Origin of the sequence: Microbacterium sp. K2 (genome assembly GCF_051365005.1) — a bacterium.
GTDB classification, from domain to species: domain Bacteria; phylum Actinomycetota; class Actinomycetes; order Actinomycetales; family Microbacteriaceae; genus Microbacterium; species Microbacterium foliorum_B.
The window spans coordinates 2,710,921-2,728,340 of the sequence record NZ_JBLWII010000001.1; the positions used below are offsets into that span (position 1 = coordinate 2,710,921).

Below are 17,420 nucleotides of genomic sequence, written 5' to 3' on the forward strand. Positions count from 1 at the left end.
TCGTAGTTCACGCCTCCACCGGGAGGCGACCGGTTCTGTGTGCAACGCACACTGCCGGATATGAAACTGACTGACGATCCGTGACCAGCAAGGACATACATCACATGAAGCCCAGAACCACGGGGCGGCGCGCACTCGCGTTGACCGCCGCGACGACGATCGCCCTCTCGGGCCTGCTCGTGGCGGGACCGGCATACGCCGAGGATGGCGTAGAGCCGACCCCGACGCCCTCTCCGACCACGACGTCGGAGACGAATGCACCGGTCGAGACCGAGGCTCCTGCCGTCGAAACTCAGGATGCTCCTCCGGCCGACGTCGTGAAGATCGCGGAGGCCGCAGACGACCATGGCGTCGAGTTCGTGGCCAGCGGTACAGGCGCTGACGGTGGGAAGATCACCGTCATCTCCGAGGATGGCGCGACCGATGACGCCGCTGTCAAGGCTTTCGCGTCTGAGGCTGACATCCCGACAGGAACTGTCGTGACGGTCGCTGGAACTCCGAAGGCGTTTGACGACGGCGACATCGTCGGTGGACAGGGCTACCTGAGCCTGGATCAGGACGACTTCCTGTACAACTGCTCCGTCGGCTTCGCCGCCTGGAGCCCGCAGGGTGACCCGGCGCTGCTGAGTGCAGGACACTGCGCGCTCGACGACGACAACAACACGATGGTCGGAACCTTCTGGAGCGTTCCGAGCGAGCAGCCCGCAGCCGGCGGAGACGACGAGCTGCCCGCGACCCCCAGGGTTCTCGGCACCTTCAGCTTCGCTCAGTTCGGCAGCACGAACAACGCTCCGGGTTCCAACGGCGACACGAATGCGACCGACATCTCGGTGATCGATGTCGTAGCCGGTACGAACCCGCTCCCATTCGTCACGGACTGGACCACGGCCACCACGGCCTATGACTCGCTCGCAGACAGCGGAGTTTCGGTCAAGGCAGTCGGCGCCGTGGTTCCTGGCGCCGTGTCGAAGAGCGGTCGCACGACCGGTTTCACGACCGGTGCGATCGATGACAACGACATCGTCGATGGGTGGTTGCAGATCGAGGACCGCTGGGTGCAGGGCTTCTCCAGCAATACAGAAGCGGGTCCCGGTGACTCGGGTGGAGCCGTCATCCAGGGCAACACCGCAGTCGGCCTCATCTCGGGTGGTATCGAGGCTGGGCCAGGGCAGGAGCAGTGGACCTGGTCGGCATCGCTCACGACAGCGCTCCCCAAGACGGGTGGCTACGAGGTCGCACTCGACCTCGACGCGCCGGTCATCACGAGCCCGACCGATAACGCAGAGGTGCAGCCGGGAACGGCAGTCACCGGAACCGCCCCCGGAGCGACCGAGGTCACGGTCAGCGGCTTCGGCGCCGACCAGACGGTCGATGTCGTCGACGGCGCCTTCTCGTTCGTCGGACCCGTCGAGCTCGGTGCACAGACCATCACGGTCACCGCGCGCAACGGCCTCAGCTCCTCCGACAGCACGACGATCGACGTGACCGTCGTGCCGGCTCCGCTGGTCGCGCCTGTCATCACCTCGCCGGCTGACCGCTCGACGGTCACCGAGACCGTCACCGCGGTCAGCGGTACCGGCCTGCCGACCACCACCGTGACGGTGGCGGACGACCAGGGCGACGTGCTCGGCACGACCGAGGTCGCCGCAGACGGTTCCTGGACCGTCGACGGACTCTCCTTCGAGTACGGCGAGCACAGCGTCGTCGTGACGCAGACCCGCACGATCGACGGCGAAGAAGAGGTCTCACCTGAGGCCACCTCACTGTTCGCTGTCCGCCCCGTCTCGCCGGCCGTGACCTCGGTCGCGAACGGCGCGGAGTTCGCCCACAACGACGGTCCTTCCGGACTCGCCGGCTCGGGCATCGACGGCGCGACCGTCACCGTGAAGCTCAACGGTGCGGAGCCGACGTCGGCGAACACGGCTGCTCTCGCGGGCGCCTTCGCCGCAGCGAGTGGCACGTTCACGGCCACGGTCGAGGACGGCGCATGGAGCGTCGACTTCGGCGCGGCTCTCGAGCCGGGTACCTACACGGTCTCGGCCACGCAGGCCATCGACGGCGTCTCGTCGGCTCCGACCGACCTGGCGTTCGCCGTTCTCGCCGCACCGGTCGCCGGTGGTGGCGGAGCTGCTCCCGGTGAGGGTGGTGCAGCCGCACCCGGTGACGGCGGACTCGCCGTGACCGGTGCCGACATGCTCGTGCCGCTCTCAGCTGCAGCCATCGCGCTCGCGCTGCTGTCGGGTGGACTGCTGCTGGTCTTCCGTCGTCGCCAGCTCATCGAGAGCTGAACACACTGATCACCTCTTGAGGGTGTGACCGGCCCGGCCGTGAACCCCTCGCCGAGAAGCCCGGTATCGGATCGATACCGGGCTTCTTCGCGTCTGCCGTGGACACAGAAGAAGGCCCGGCATCGGAGTCCGGTGTCGGGCCTTCTGCGGTCGAGGCGAGCCTCAGGCGAGTTCGATCACCGACCATGAGAACGGCGGCAGCGTCGCGCGTACCGCGCCGTCGACCCCCTCGGCGGCCGTGAGCGGCACCATGTGCACGGCATCCTGCGTGGTCTCGAGGTTCGCGGTGTGGCGGTCTCCGCCCTCGGGGATCGTCAGCGTCTCGGCGTTGACGACGCGCAGGCCGGTGAGGCCGCGCAGCTCGACCGTCAGGTCGCTCTCCTCGTCGAGCGAGCGGTTGGCGACGAACACCACGACGCGTCCGGTCTCCTCATCCCACGTCGCCGCCGCATCGACCGAGTCGACGCCGCCGTAGCGCTTCGTCTCGATCTGCGGAGCCGACACCGCGAGTCGCAGGATGCGGCCCTTCGCGAGACGGGCCATGCGCTCGAAGGGCCAGAAGCTCGTCTGGCGCCAGGCCGGACCGTTCTCCTCCGAGCGGATCGGCGCGATGACGTTGACGAGCTGCGCCTGGTTGGCGATCTTCACCCGGTCGCCGTGGCGCAGCAGGCTGTTGAGCAGCGTGCCCACGACGACGGCATCCGTCACGTTGTAGGTGTCCTCGATCACGCGCGGATGCTTCTTCCATCCCGCCTTCGCGATCTCGACCGATTCGACGTCGTTGAACTTCACCTGGTCCCACACGTTCCACTCGTCGAACGAGATGTCGACCTGCTTGGTGTGCTTGCCCGCGGCCTTCACAGCGTCGATCGTCGCGATGACGCCGTCGATGAACGCATCCATGTCGACCGACTCGGCGAGGAACGACTCGGCGTCGCCGTCGTGCTCCTGGTAGTAGGCGTGCATCGAGATGAAGTCGACCTCGTCGTACGCATGCGTGAGCACCGTGTGCTCCCAGGAGCCGAACGTCGGCATCGACCGGCCCGACGAACCGACCGCGACGAGCTCGATCGTGGGGTCGACCAGCTTCATAGCCTTGGCCGACTCCTGCGCCAGACGCCCGTACTCGGTCGCGGTCTTGCCGCCGATCTGCCACGGGCCGTCGAGCTCGTTGCCCAGGCACCACAGCTTGATGTCGAACGGCTGCTCCGCGCCGTTCTTGCGACGCAGGTCAGACCAATAGGTGCCGCTCGGGTGGTTCGCGTACTCGACGAGCGAACGAGCCTCTTCGACACCGCGCGTGCCGAGGTTGATGGCCTCCATGACCTCGACGTCGGCCTCCTTGGCCCAGTCCATGAACTCGTGCAGACCGAACGCGTTGGTCTCGATGGTGTGCCATGCGCCGTCGATGCGCACGGGGCGGTCCTCGACCGGGCCCACGCCGTCTTCCCAGCGGTAGCCCGAGACGAAGTTGCCTCCGGGGTAGCGGACGACGGTCGGACCCATCTCCTTCACCAGGGCGAGCACGTCTTGGCGGAAGCCGCGCTCGTCGGCCTGCGGGTGCCCCGGCTCGTAGATGCCGGTGTACACGCAGCGCCCCATGTGCTCGACGAACGATCCGAAGAGCCTCCGGGGGACGTCGGCGATGGTGAAGTCGCGGTCGATGGTGATGCGGGCCTGAGACATTGCTCTCCTAGATTTCTGGCTCTCGAGCCGGGTGGGGGATTACTGACCGCCGAAGCCGCTGGTCGCGACGCCCTTGACGATCTGCTTCTGGAAGATGATGAACACGATGATCAGCGGCAGCGCCGCGAGCACGGCCTGCGCCATGACCTGCGCGTACTGCACGCCGTAGGCGCTGATCACCGTCTGGAGTCCGACCGGCAGGGTCATCAGCGTGGTGTCGTTGATGACGAGGAACGGCCAGAGGAAGTTGTTCCACGCTCCGATGAACACGAAGATCGCGACGGATGCCAGGATCGGCCGCGACAGCGGCAGCACGATCGACCAGAAGATGCGCAGGCGGCCGGCGCCGTCGACGCGGGCCGCGTCTTCGAGCTCGATCGGGATGGCGTCGAAGAAGCGCTTGAGGATGAACACCATCGCGGGGGCCACGACCTGCGGCAGGATCAGACCCCAGTAGGTGTCGATCATGTTGAACGCGAGCATCTCGTAGAACAGGGGGATGATCAGCACCTGCGGCGGCACGACGATCGAGGCGATGATGACGACGAACAGCCACTTGCGGCCGGTGAAGTCGAGGCGCGAGAACGCATAGGCGGCGAGGGCGGAGATCGTCAGCGTGATCAGCGTCACGGCGACCGAGGTCCACAGGCTGTTGAACGCCCACGTGTAGACATTCCCCTGCGACAGGATCGCCGTGAAGGCTTCGATGGTCGGCCCGGACGCGCCGATCCACGACGGGTCACCGCTGGCGGCATCCGTCTCGGTCTTGAACGCCGTGGCGACCGCCCAGAGGAACGGCAGCAGCCAGCCGATCGCGAGGATGATCAGGACGACGAGGGCGCTGATGCGCAGCGCGCCGAACGGCTTCTGGCCGGGCAGGTGCGAGCGGCGCGCGCGCGGCGGCTTGGTCGTGGTGATGGTCTCGGTGAGTGTGGCGGTGGACATCACAGCTGCGACTCCTTCCGACGGCGCATGATCAGAGCCTGCGCGACGCCGATGATGACGATGAGAGCGAAGAACACGTAAGAGATCGCGGCCGAGTAGCCGAATCGGTAGCTGACGAATCCGGCTTCGTAGATGTACTGGACGATCGAGCGGGTGGTGTCGCTCGCGACGCCACCGAGCATCTGATAGGCCTGGTCGAACAGCTTCAGGGACGCCAGGATCTGCAGGATGAGGATCAGCACGGTCGCGGGGCCGAGCTGGGGGAGCGTGATCGACCAGAACTGACGCCACGGGCCTGCGCCGTCGAGCGATGCCGCCTCGTACTGCTGCGGCGGGATGTTCTGCATCGCGGCGAGGTAGAGAAGGAAGTTGAATCCCACCGTCCACCAGACGGTGGCGATGACGATCGACAGCATGTTGGTCTCGGGGTTCTGCAGCCACGCGAGCGGCTCGAGGCCGAAGAACTCGAGGATGTTGTTGGCCGCGCCGATCTGCGGGTTGAAGATCCAGACCCAGATCTGCGAGATCACGGTCGAGGCGAGCAGATACGGCATGAAGAACGACAGCCGCCACAGCCACTGGCCCGGCAGCCCGCGGTCGACGAGCGCCGCCATGAGCAGGGCGATCACGACGAGCGGCACGGTCGACAGCAGCGTGAACCACACCGTGTTGCCCATCGACTGCCACATCTTGGGGTCGGTGAGCGCCTCGGCATAGTTCGCGAAGCCGATGAACGACCCGCCTGCCCCGGTGAGCGACTGGTCGGTGAAGCTGAGGATGATGCCGTGCACGATCGGCCAGGCGAGGAACAGCACGAAGGCGATGAGGAAGGGAGCGAGGAACGCCCAGCTGATGAGCTGCTCGCGGTTGCGGGAGCCGGCGCGGCGGGCGGGGACGGCCGCCTTGGAGCCGGTGACGATCGTGCGCGTGGAGTCGGTTGCCGTGGTCATGATGCGAACGTCCCCTCGGGGTCGGCCGGGTTGGGCTGCCGGAGGAGCGTGTTCACGCGAGCCTCGAACCGGTCGATGGCTGCGGCGGGGTCGTCGCCCGAGAGCAGCACTCCCTGCACGGCGGCGCCGAACTCTGCCTGGAAGTTCGATCCCGAGCCGGTGAACCACGCGGTCGGGTCGTAGACGACGTGCTGCGCGGCCTCGGCGTAGTTGGCCTGCGGAATCAGGTCGCCGTACTCGGGCGACTCGGTGACGGGGAGGAACGCGGGGATGTGCCCGGCCTCGGCCCAGCCGAACGAGCCCTTGAGCATATCGGCGACGAACCGGTAGGTCAGGTCGCGCTTCGCGGGATCGGCGTTGGTCTGGTGGGGCAGCACGAACGAGTGCGAGTCGGCATAGACCGCCGGCGTGCCGAACAGCGTGGGGATCATCGTGGCATCGAGGGGCAGCTCGGCCGCCTGCATGGTGCGCAGCTCCCAGACGCCGGTGAACAGCATCCCGCTCTTGCCGGTCGCGAACTCGGCCACCGCGCTGCCGTAGTCGGCCTGGGCGAGCGCGATCTCGCCGTCGAGGAGGGTGCGCATGAGGGTGAGCGACTCGACCGCGGCATCCTTGTCGATCACGGCCTTGCCGCCGGCCGGCAGCTCCATCGCCGCACCGTGCTGCGAATAGAACGTATAGAAGAGGCGCCACATCTGGGCGCCGTCGCCGAGGTAGCCGTACGACAGCGCGTGCCCCTCGGCCTGGCCGCCGATGGCGCGCAGCTGGTCGAGGAACTCGTCAGGAGACGATGTCTCCTGCAGGCGTCCGTCGCTGTCGAGCACACCCGCGGCGTCGCAGATGTCGGTGTTGAACATCGCGACGAACGGGTGGGCGTCGAGCGCGATGCTGTACATGTTCTCGCCGACGAAGCCCTTCTCCCAGATCGGCTTCGGGAACGTCGAGGCGTCGACGCCGAGGTCTGCGAGTCGGTCGAGGTCCCAGGTGTCGAGCAGGCCACCGGGTGCCCAGCCGACCGTGCGGGTCGCGTGCATGATCGCTACGTCGGGAGCCCGGCCGCCCGCGCCGGCCATGGCGAGCTTCGTGTAGTACGGCGTGCCCCACGCGAGCACGGTGGGGCGGATGCGGTACGCGCTCTGCGCCTCGTTGGCGGTGTCGAGCAGCTGCGACATGGTCACGCCGTCGCCACCGGACAGCAGATGCCAGAACTGCAGGGTCGTGGTGTTCGAACCGGGGACGGTGCCAGGGGCGCAGCAGGCGAGCAGCGCCGCGGCGGCCGTGACGGAGGCGGCAGTCAGGAACTGCCGCCGAGACAGATCGAGCGGGGGCGTCATCGTCACTCCTTCGTGACAGCGGGCGGGGTCGGGGTACATCATTACATCGATGTAATCGAGGACGCAAGAGCGAGGTCTGTAACCCGCGTGCGACGTGGGGCCGACCAGCGCAGGATGCTCCGCGGGGGCGCGCGTCAGGGGCGATGGCCGCGCGGGCGGCCCCGTGTGCTGTCGCGCTCGAGAAGATGGTGCGAGAGGGTGAGCGCCCGCGGCGGGGTGGCGCGGTCATCCATGCGCGACTCGAGCAGGCTGAGGGCCGCATCGGCGAAGGCTCGGCGGTCGAAGGCGATCGTCGTGAGCGACGGCGACGTGTAACGCGAGAACTCGACGTCGTCGAAGCCCGTCACGATGACGTCGTCCGGCACGTTCACGCCGTGGTCGTGCAGGGCGTGCAGCGCGCCGAGCGCGAGCGAGTCGGTGAAGGCGATGATCGCGTCGAATGCCACGCCCCGACGGAACAGCGTCTGCACGCCATCCGCCCCACCCGTCATCGACCACGGCATCGGATTGATCTCCAGGGCGGAGTCGCGGGGGATGCCGGCCTCTCGAAGTGCATCGTGCACGCCCTCGAGTCGCAGACGACCCGTCGCCGTCGCGACCGAAGGGTCGTCGTCGGCGCCGATCACGGCGATGCGCGTCGCTCCGCGAGACAGCACGTGCCTGGTCACATCGGCCGCGGCTCGTCGGCTGTCGATGCGCACATGGTCGGCTCTGTTCTGCTCGACCTCGCCCAGCACGACGAGCGGGGGCAGCCGGTCGGCGTACTTCAGCACGCTGTCTTCGAGGCGGATGGGGTTCAGGATCAGGCCGTCGACCAGGTGCGCGCGAGCCCGGGAGACGAGCTCCCTCTCGCGTTCGGGGTCGGTCGCGGTCTCCTCGATCTGCACGGCGAGGCCGCGGTCATGCGCGGCGTCGACGATGCGATGCATGAGCTCGGCCGAGAAGGCGGTGGCGAGGTCGGGCAGGGCCACCGCGATGATGCCCGAGCGGCCCTTGCGGAGCCCACGGGCGTTGAGGTTCGGCACGAAGTCGAGCTGCGTCATCGCCGCCTCGACCCGAAGTCTGGTCTCCTCGCGCACCGCGACGGTGCCGGTGACGACGTTCGAGACCGTCTTGGGCGAGACGCCCGCGAGCGCGGCGACGTCTTTCATCGTCGCGCGCGGCGGTGGCATCGCTGTCATCAGGTCAGCCTATCCATCGCCTCGCCCGCGAGCCCACCGCATCGTCCTGTGTCCGCATGCGCTGACTACTATGGCCCGATGACCATCGAACGCAACTGGGCCGGCAACCTCACCTACCGTGCATCCGCCGTCGAGCACCCCGGCTCGATCGACGAGCTGCGGCATCTGCTCGCCCGGGGCGGCGCAGTGCGCATCCTCGGTTCGAGGCACTGCTTCAACGACATCGCCGACACAGACGGCGTGCTCATCGCCCTCGATCGGCTGCCCGTCGTGTTCGAGGTGAACGATGCGCGTGACGCAGTGCGCGTCTCGGGCGGGCTGCGCTACGGCGACCTCGCTCCACTGCTCGACGCCGAGGGGCTCGCGCTCGCGAACCTCGCCTCGCTGCCCCACATCTCGATCGCCGGCGCGGTCGCCACCGGCACGCACGGGTCGGGCGACGCTATCGGCTCGCTGGCCTCGGCGGTGCGCGCGCTGACCATCATCACCCCTGCGGGGGAGACGCGCACCCTCGCCCGCGGTGATGGCGACTTCGAGGGCGCTGTCGTCAGCCTCGGTGCGCTGGGCGCCGTCGTCGACCTCACGCTCGACATCGAGCCGTCCTACGAGGTCGCCCAGCACGTGTTCGAGCAGCCGTCGTGGGATGCGATCCTCGCCGACTTCGACGAGGTGACGAGCATCGGCACGAGCGTCAGCATCTTCTCGCGCTGGGAGCACACCGACTTCGCCGACCAGATCTGGGTCAAGCAGCGCCAGCCGGAGGCGCGCGAGAACACCCGTGCCGACCTCTTCGCCCGACTTGGGGCAGAACCGGCGACCGCCAAGCGGCATCCGATCATCGGCGTCGATCCTGTCGCGTGCACCGAGCAGCTCGGCCAGCCCGGGCCGTGGTTCGAGCGCCTCGCGCACTTCAAGCTCGAGTTCACTCCGTCGGCCGGTGCCGAGATCCAGAGCGAGTACCTCGTGCCCCGTGCCGACGCGGTCGCCGCCATCCAGGCGGTTCGCACACTCGCCGGTCAGATCGCGCCGCTGCTGCTCGTGAACGAGATCCGCACGGTCGCCCCCGACTATCTCTGGTTGAGCTCGTCGCAGGGCACGGATGCCGTCGGCATCCACTTCACCTGGAAGCCCGACGAGGCGGCCGTGCGCGCCTTCCTGCCGACGCTCGAGGCGGCACTGCCCGAGACCGCCCGCCCGCACTGGGGCAAGGTCTTCGCTCTCGATGCCGCAGAGGTGCGCTCGCGCTACTCGCGGTGGGACGACTTCGCCGCGCTCGCGCGGCGGTTCGACCCCGAGCGCCGACTCGTGAACCCGTACCTCGAGCGCCTGGGGCTGTAGCGGGATCCATTGCACCACCCCGGTTGTTCTCGGTAACATTCTCCGAGGCTCGGCCGACGGAGGTGTGCATGGCGAACGTCGGCTCAGACAAGCCCAACATCCGTCAGGTCGCGACCATCGCGGGCGTCTCGCACATGACGGTGTCGCGTGTTCTCAACGATCACCCGAACATCAAGCCCGACACGAAGCGCCGCGTCCTCGAGGCGATCGAGGAGCTCGACTACCGCCCGAATCTCGTCGCCAGGGCGCTCGCCACCCAGCGCACCCGGCGCATCGGCGTGATCGTCGAGAGCGCGGTGGCGCACGGGCCCACCAGCATCCTGCGGGCCGTCGAGCTGTCGGCGCGTGCCACCGGATACTCGGTCACCCCGATCGCTCTGCACGAGGGCGATGCGCTGTCTCCCCAGGAGGCGGTCGACCACCTCGTGACGCAGGGGGTCGATGCGCTGTGCGTGATCGCGCCCCGCTCGTCGTCCGTGGCTGCTCTGCGGCGCATCGCGATCACGGTGCCCATGCTCGTCGTCAAGGCCGACGCCGACCCGACCTTCCTCACGGTCTCGATCGACCAGCACGCCGGCACGACGTCAGTGGTCGACCACCTCGTCGCGCTCGGGCACCGCGACATCCTGCACCTCTCCGGCCCGCTCGACTGGCTCGACGCGCGTGCGAGGGAGCGTGCCTTCCACACGAGGGCCAAGTCGTGGGGCATCCGCGAACGGCCGATCGTCGTCGGGGACTGGTCGGCCGACTTCGCCTACGACTTCGCGAAGGGCCTCACGCGGCTGCCGGACTACACGGCGATCTTCGCCGCCAACGACGACATGGCCATGGGCCTGATCCACGGCCTGCACGACAGGGGCTTCGAGGTGCCGAGGGACCTCAGCGTGGTCGGGTTCGACGACATCCCGCTCGCGCGGCACTTCATCCCTCCGCTCACGACGGTGCGCCAGGACTTCGGGGCGCTGGGCGTGGCGGTGGTCGAGATGCTGCGTGCGGCGATCGAGGGTCGTGACATCCCGGCGCTCACCCGCATCCCGACCGAGCTCGTCGCCCGAGCTTCGTCGGCCGCACCCAGGGAGGTGCGATGACATCCGACCGTGGTCCCGAGCCGGTGGTGCGGCTCGAGGGCATCACGGTCGAGTTCCCCGGCGTGCGCGCGCTCGACGGCGTCGACTTCCGCCTGTTCCCCGGCGAGGTGCACGCCGTGATGGGCGAGAACGCCGCGGGCAAGTCGACGCTCGTCGCGGTGATCACCGGCACGCTCTCTCCCGACGAGGGCGTGGTGTGCGTCGACGGCGAGCCGCGTCGCTTCTCGGGAGTCGCCGACAGCCGGGCAGCCGGCATCGCGACGGTGTTCCAGGAGGCCCAGCTGAGCCCGAACCTCAGCGTGGCGGAGAACGTGATGCTCGGGCGAGAGCGTCGGGGTCGGTTCGGCATCGACTGGCGCAGGACCAGGGCGGATGCCGCCGAGGCGCTGGCCAGGCTCGGGCTCGACGACCTCGACCCGAAGACGCCGCTGTCGATGCTGACGCCGGCGCAGAAGCAGCTTGTCGCACTCGCTCGCGCGGTCGTCGACGATCCGCGGGTGCTGATCCTCGACGAACCCACCTCGAGCCTCGACGTCGCCGAGGTCGCCACTCTGATGCGGGTCATCCGGGGCCTGCGCCGACGGGGGGTCGCGATCCTGTTCATCTCGCACTTCCTCGAGCAGGCGTTCGCGATCAGCGACCGCATGACGGTGCTGCGCGGTGGACGACGCGTGGGCGAGTACGCGACGCGCGACCTCGACCGAGCCGATCTGATCTCGAAGATGCTCGGCAAGGACATCGACAGCCTGAGAGCGCTCGGCTCCGAGCGCAAGGCCCATCACTACGCGTACGACGGAGAGCCTGCCATGCAGGCGTCCGGTGTGGGGCGACGCGGCGAACTGGAGCGGATGGACGTCGAGATCCAGCGGGGTGAGATCGTGGGGCTCGCGGGACTCCGGGGGTCTGGTCGCACCGAGCTCGCCTCGTTGCTCAGCGGTTCGGTGCGCACCGACAGCGGGGAGCTCTGGGTCGACGGCGAACGGGTGCAGCTGCGGAGTCCCTCGGCCGCACTGCGGCACCGCATCGCGCTGTCGGCCGAGAACCGGGGAACGCAGGGCATCATCGGCGAGCTCACGGCACGCGAGAACATCATCCTCTCCCTGCAGGCGCTGCGTGGATGGACTCGTCCCCTCTCGCACGCTGAGTCGAGAGGTCTCGTGGAGACGTACGTCGAGGCGCTGCACCTCGACCCCGCGGACCTCGACCGTCCCGTCGGTCTCCTGTCGGGGGGAACGCAGCAGAAGGTGCTTCTCGCCAGGGCGCTGGCGGTGCGCCCCCATGTGCTGATCCTCGACGAGCCGACCCGGGGGATCGACATCGCGGCGAAGGTCGAGGTGCAGCGCCGCATCAGTCAGCTCGCCGGAGACGGAGTGGCCGTCGTGTTCATCTCGTCCGAGCTCGAAGAGGTCGTGAGGCTGAGCGATCGCATCATCGTGCTGAAGGACCGCGAGAAGATCGGCGAGCTCAGCAACGGTCCGGGCGTGACCGTCGACACGGTGGTCGAGATGATCGCGGCCGAACTGAGTCACAGCGCAGAACTGTGATCGGTAACAATCCTGCTCGGTCCTGATTGAGCCGATTTGTTAAAGAACTCTTGTGTTACAGAAAATGTTCCCGGTAACATCACCGCAGGACATGCGAAGCAGCTGTCCTGCAATCACGACAGGACCATGACTGGTCCGCCACTGCCGGAGTGACCACCGGCATCTCAAAGAGGAGAAACAATGTCCGCGAAGAAGCGCATCCGCGTCGCGTTCGGCCTGGCAGCAGTCGGCGCACTCACCATCGGCCTTGCGGCCTGCTCGACCGGCGATTCCGGCGCCGACGGCGGCGGAGGCTCGGAGGAGATCACCACCGTCGGGTTCGTGGCCGTCGGCCCCGAAGGCGCTTGGCGCGAGGCGAACGAGTCGAACATCCAGGACACCTTCACCGAGGAAGCCGGATACGAGCTCAAATACGCCCCCGCCACCAACCTCGACCAGAAATCGCAGATCGACGCCTTCACGTCGTTCGTCGATGAGGGTGTCGACGTCATCCTGCTGTCGGCCACGGAGGCCTCCGGCTGGGAGGACTCGCTCAAGCGCGCACAGGAGGCGGAGATCCCCGTCATCCTGCTCGACCGCGGCATCGAGCCCGACGACGACAGCCTCTACGTCACGCGCATCGCCCCCGACAACGTCGAGGTCGCCAAGGAGGTCGGCACCTGGGCTGCGGCCACGTTCCCCGACGGCGGCAACTACGTCGTGCTCGAGGGCCCGGCCGGTGTGGGTGTCGTGAACGAGCGCAACACGGGCTTCGACGAGGGCCTCGGCGACTCGTCGCTGACCAAGCTCGACGCGCAGACCGCCAACTGGTCGGCGGAAGAGGGCAAGAGCGTCTTCGAGACGATGCTGAAGTCCTCGAACAACGACATCCAGCTCGTGTTCGCACAGAACGACGAGATGGGTCTCGGTGCGGCTCAGGCTGCCGAGGAGGCCGGCCTCGTCGTCGGCGAGGACGTCAAGATCGCCACGATCGACGGCACCAAGAACGCCATGCAGGCGCTCGCCGACGGCCAGCTCAGCTACGTGCACGAGTACAACCCGCTGTTCGGTGAGACCGCGCTCGAGGTCGTCGAGAAGGCCCTCGCGGGCGAGGACGTCGACTCGTACATCGTCGTGCCCAGCGAGGCGTTCGACTCCGCCGAGGCGGCGCAGGCCGTGCTCGCCGACCGCAAGTACTGACCGAGCACCGAACCCGACGCCGGAGTGATCAGGCAGCGAGCCCGGGTGGGGCAGGAGCACCGCGCCACCCGGGCTCTGCGGACGGAGAGACAGCGATGAACGAAGCACTGCCCATCGTCGAGATGCGCGGGATCTCTATCGAGTTCCCGGGCGTGAAAGCCCTCGACGGGGTCGATTTCCGGCTGTTCCAGGGCGAGGTCCACGCGCTCATGGGAGAGAACGGCGCCGGAAAGTCGACCCTGATCAAAGCACTGACCGGTGTCTACCGGATCGACTCCGGGTCGATCATCGTCGCAGGGCAGGAGCGCAGCTTCGGCGGCGCCGGCGACGCGCAGTATGCCGGGATCTCGACGGTCTACCAAGAGGTCAACCTCGCCCCGAACCTCTCGATCGGCGAGAACGTGATGCTCGGTCACGAGTCGCGCGGAGTCTTCGGCATCAACTGGACGGCCACGCACCGAGCGGCGACCGAGGCACTCGAACGGCTCGGCCTCGGTCACCTCGACACCCGCAAGCCGCTGTCGACGCTCTCGATCGCGCTGCAGCAGCTCGTCGCCATCAGTCGCGCGATGGCGATCAAGGCCAAGGTGCTCATCCTCGATGAGCCGACCTCCAGTCTCGACGCCGCCGAGGTCGAGGGTCTCTTCACCGTGATCCGGGCTCTGCGCGACCAGGGCGTCGCGATCCTCTTCGTCTCGCACTTCCTCGATCAGGTCTACGCGATCAGCGACCGACTGACGGTGCTGCGCAACGGCCACTACGAGGGCGAGTACCTCACTCGAGACCTCGACCGCCATGCCCTCATCTCGAAGATGATCGGCAAGGACCTCGACGCGCTGAAGTCGCTGGGCGGCAACCGTCGCCGGGCACCGCGCGACGCCGACGAGAAGCCGCTGCTCGCGGCATCCGGCATCGCGCGACGAGGCGCGGTCGAGGCGACCGACCTCGACATCCGCCCCGGCGAGGTGATCGGCTTCGCCGGCCTGCTGGGCTCCGGGCGCACCGAGCTCGCCCGACTGCTCTATGGAGCGGATCGCGCCGACGAGGGCACGATCGAGCTGCACGGACAGCGGGTCGACCTCAGATCACCCGCCGACGCGCTGCCTCGCCGCATCGCCTTCTCGACCGAGAACCGCCGCGACGAGGGGATCATCGGAGACCTGACCGTGCGCGAGAACATCATCCTCGCGGTGCAGGCCGAGCGCGGCTGGGCGCGGCCCATGAGCCGCAAGGAGCAGGATGCGATCGTCGACCGCTATGTCGAGCAGTTCAACGTGCGTCCCGCCGATCCCGACCGGATGATCAAGAACCTCTCCGGCGGCAACCAGCAGAAGGTGCTGCTCGGGCGCTGGCTCGCCACACAGCCCGAGCTGCTGATCCTCGACGAGCCGACCCGTGGCATCGACGTGGGCGCGAAGGCTGAGATCCAGGAAGCGGTGGCCGAGCTCGCCGAAGACGGCGTCGCCGTGGTGTTCATCTCGTCCGAGCTCGAAGAGGTCGTGCGTCTCTCCGAGCGGATCGTCGTGCTGAAGGACCACCGCAAGATCGGCGAGATCCAGAACGGTCCTGACGTCACCGCGCAGGTGATCGTCGATGTGATCGCCGCTCACGGAGTGAAGGCCGCGGCCGAGACGCTCGACGACACAGACGGCGCCGTGCCCGATAGCATCGCCCCCACGACCGACAAGGAGGCAGCGCGATGACCGCGTCAGCCGGCACCACCATCTGGCGGAATCTGATCCACAAGCCGTTCTTCTGGGGCATCGTCGCGATCCTCGCGCTGCTCGCCCTGAACGTCATCAAGGACCCGACCTACCTCGCGCTCTCGATCAACCCCAACAACGGCAACCTCGTCGGCAACCTCATCGACATCCTGCGCCAGGCGGCGCCGATCATGATGATCGCGATCGGGATGTCGCTCGTGATCGCCACCGGCGGCATCGACCTCTCGGTCGGCTCGCTGATGGCCGTCGCCGGGGCTGTCTCGATGGAGTTCCTCAGCGCCGCGGGCGACTCCTTCGGCGCAGCGCTCGCCGCGATCGGACTCGCGCTGGTCATCACCGGCATCCTCGGGGCGGTCAACGGTCTGCTCGTCGCGTATGTCGGGCTGCAGCCGTTCATCGCGACACTCGTGCTCATGCTCGCGGGCCGCGGCATCGCCAAGGTGATCACGGGCGGGCAGAACACCACGGCGTCGAACGACTCGTTCCGGTGGATCGCGAACGGCTTCGTGATCGGCATCCCCGTGGTGTTCATCCTCGCCGTGCTCATCGTGATCGCCGTCGGCTGGGTCGTCAGGCGCAGCGCCCTGGGGCTCATGATCGAGGCGATCGGCATCAACCCCCGGGCCAGTCGCATGGCCGGCATCAAGCCGAAGGGCCTGCTGCTCACGGCATACATCATGAGCGGCATCCTCGCGGGAATCGCGGGGATCATGTCGGTCGGCAGCGTCATGACGGTCGACATCTCGCGCACCGGGTATCAGCTCGAGCTCGACGCGATCCTCGCGGTCGTCATCGGCGGCGCATCGCTGGCCGGCGGCAAGTTCTCGCTCAGCGGCGCGTTCGTCGGAGCGCTGCTCATCGCCACACTCGACAAGACCGTGCTGTATCTCGGCGTCTCGTCGTCGGCGACGCCGGCGTTCAAGGCCATCGTCATCGTCGCGCTGTGCCTGCTGCAGTCGCAGCGGGTGCGCAGCTGGTTCCGCTCACGTCGCAAGGCTCGACCGGTCGAACAGATCATCGCCAAGGAAGAGGTGTCCGCATGAGCATCGCGACCGCCACCCCCGCTCCGCAGGCGACCGAGACCATCGTCGACCGCGTGCGCCGCATGATCACGGCGAACCCGTCCGTGCTGCCGACGATCGCCTCCGTCGTCATCTTCGTCGGCATGGTGATCTTCGGGGAGGTGGCCTACGGCCGCATCCTGCAGTTCAACACGCTGTCGAACCTGCTCATCAACAACGCGCACCTCATCGTGCTCGCCGTCGCGCTGACGTTCGTGATCCTCACCGGAGGCATCGACCTGTCGGTCGGCTCGATCATCGCGGTCTCGTCGGTCGCCGGGGTGATGCTCTCGAACGCCGGCTGGAACGCGTTCGCCGTGATCATCGCGATGATCGGCATCGGCATGCTCTTCGGCATCGTCTCGGGCGTGCTGATCAGGTACTTCAACGTGCAGCCGTTCATCGCGACGCTGGCGATGATGTTCCTCGGGCGCGGCCTCGCGTCGCTGCTCAGCACCAAGCCGGAGCGGCTCGGCGAGGACTCACCGATCCGCTGGATCGGCACGCAGCTGAAGATCATCGACGGCCCCAAGGTCAACGACCTCGTGATCACCCCCGCGGTGCTCGTCGCGGTGATCGTCGTGGCCGCCGCGTTCTTCGTGCTGCACCGCACCCGCACGGGGCGGACGGTCTACGCGATCGGCGGCTCCGAGAGCTCCGCTCTGCTGATGGGGCTTCCCGTGCAGCGCACCAAGGTGCTGGTCTACGTGATCAGTGGTGGCCTGGCCGGCCTTGCGGCGGTGCTGTACACCGCACGACTCGGAACCGCGCAGAACATCACCGGCATCGGGTGGGAGCTCGACGCGATCGCCGCAGCGGTCATCGGCGGCACCGTGCTGACCGGTGCGTACGGCTACGTGCTCGGCTCGGTCATCGGAGCGTTGGTGCTCGGACTCATGAACGTGCTGATCACTCGCGACGGCGGGATCCCACCCGAGATGACCACGATCATCACCGGCGGCATCCTGCTCGTGTTCGTGCTGCTGCAGCGGGCGGTCACCCGAAAACGCGAGTAGCTGTCGGTTCGGATCGCGTGAAGGACCCCCTGTCCGGTGGACAGGGGGTCCTTTGTGTGCCTGGGGGAGCGGTAGACGACCGCGGT

The 17,420-nt window shown here is 67.8% G+C and carries 13 protein-coding genes; 8 read left to right on the top strand and 5 right to left on the bottom strand.

Annotation, left to right across the window (positions count from 1 at the left end; translation table 11 throughout):
- Window positions 1-104: 104 nt before the first annotated feature.
- Entirely contained in the window at window positions 105-2,288 is a 2,184-nt protein-coding gene (locus ACLKOY_RS13225; RefSeq protein ID WP_436454017.1) for a S1 family peptidase, read from the top strand.
- 162 nt (window positions 2,289-2,450) lie between these two features.
- On the opposite strand, the gene ACLKOY_RS13230 is transcribed toward ACLKOY_RS13225, so the two are convergent.
- From ACLKOY_RS13230 to ACLKOY_RS13250, 5 genes are all read right to left on the bottom strand, one after another.
- Complete coding sequence (locus tag ACLKOY_RS13230) at window positions 2,451-3,974, bottom strand: alpha-N-arabinofuranosidase (protein WP_436454018.1); 1,524 nt, start codon at window positions 3,972-3,974, stop codon at window positions 2,451-2,453.
- A 39-nt stretch (window positions 3,975-4,013) separates the two neighbouring features.
- Entirely contained in the window at window positions 4,014-4,919 is a 906-nt protein-coding gene (locus ACLKOY_RS13235; RefSeq protein ID WP_363575429.1) for a carbohydrate ABC transporter permease, read from the bottom strand.
- A complete protein-coding gene (locus ACLKOY_RS13240; RefSeq protein WP_436454019.1) occupies window positions 4,919-5,869 on the bottom strand; it encodes a carbohydrate ABC transporter permease in 951 nt (316 codons plus the stop codon). The genes ACLKOY_RS13235 and ACLKOY_RS13240 overlap by 1 nt, the downstream gene beginning before the upstream one ends.
- A complete protein-coding gene (locus ACLKOY_RS13245) occupies window positions 5,866-7,203 on the bottom strand; it encodes an extracellular solute-binding protein (RefSeq protein WP_436454020.1) in 1,338 nt (445 codons plus the stop codon). Before ACLKOY_RS13245 ends, ACLKOY_RS13240 begins: the two co-directional genes overlap by 4 nt.
- Before the next feature lie 134 nt (window positions 7,204-7,337).
- Entirely contained in the window at window positions 7,338-8,384 is a 1,047-nt protein-coding gene (locus tag ACLKOY_RS13250; protein WP_436454021.1) for a LacI family DNA-binding transcriptional regulator, read from the bottom strand.
- Window positions 8,385-8,462: 78 nt separating this feature from the next.
- Here ACLKOY_RS13250 and ACLKOY_RS13255 point away from each other — a divergent pair, with 78 nt between their 5' ends.
- The 7 genes from ACLKOY_RS13255 to ACLKOY_RS13285 all read left to right on the top strand — a co-directional run bounded on the left by ACLKOY_RS13255 (window position 8,463) and on the right by ACLKOY_RS13285 (window position 17,334).
- Window positions 8,463-9,722 carry an FAD-binding protein gene (locus tag ACLKOY_RS13255; RefSeq protein ID WP_436454022.1) on the top strand — a complete coding sequence of 420 codons (1,260 nt, stop codon included), beginning with the start codon at window positions 8,463-8,465 and terminating at the stop codon, window positions 9,720-9,722.
- A 68-nt stretch (window positions 9,723-9,790) separates the two neighbouring features.
- Complete coding sequence (locus ACLKOY_RS13260) at window positions 9,791-10,810, top strand: LacI family DNA-binding transcriptional regulator (protein WP_436454023.1); 1,020 nt, start codon at window positions 9,791-9,793, stop codon at window positions 10,808-10,810.
- The gene (locus ACLKOY_RS13265; RefSeq protein ID WP_436454024.1) at window positions 10,807-12,354 is read left to right on the top strand and encodes a sugar ABC transporter ATP-binding protein; all 1,548 of its coding nucleotides are present in this window, start codon (window positions 10,807-10,809) and stop codon (window positions 12,352-12,354) included. The genes ACLKOY_RS13260 and ACLKOY_RS13265 overlap by 4 nt, the downstream gene beginning before the upstream one ends.
- A gap of 180 nt (window positions 12,355-12,534) precedes the next feature.
- Window positions 12,535-13,533: a substrate-binding domain-containing protein gene (locus ACLKOY_RS13270; RefSeq protein WP_436454025.1), complete on the top strand. Its 999-nt coding sequence runs from the start codon at window positions 12,535-12,537 to the stop codon at window positions 13,531-13,533.
- A 95-nt stretch (window positions 13,534-13,628) separates the two neighbouring features.
- Entirely contained in the window at window positions 13,629-15,236 is a 1,608-nt protein-coding gene (locus tag ACLKOY_RS13275) for a sugar ABC transporter ATP-binding protein (RefSeq protein WP_436454026.1), read from the top strand.
- On the top strand, window positions 15,233-16,300 hold the full coding sequence (locus ACLKOY_RS13280; protein ID WP_436454027.1) for an ABC transporter permease: 1,068 nt from the start codon (window positions 15,233-15,235) through the stop codon (window positions 16,298-16,300). Before ACLKOY_RS13275 ends, ACLKOY_RS13280 begins: the two co-directional genes overlap by 4 nt.
- Window positions 16,297-17,334: an ABC transporter permease gene (locus tag ACLKOY_RS13285; RefSeq protein WP_436454028.1), complete on the top strand. Its 1,038-nt coding sequence runs from the start codon at window positions 16,297-16,299 to the stop codon at window positions 17,332-17,334. Before ACLKOY_RS13280 ends, ACLKOY_RS13285 begins: the two co-directional genes overlap by 4 nt.
- The last annotated feature ends 86 nt before the right edge of the window (window positions 17,335-17,420 follow it).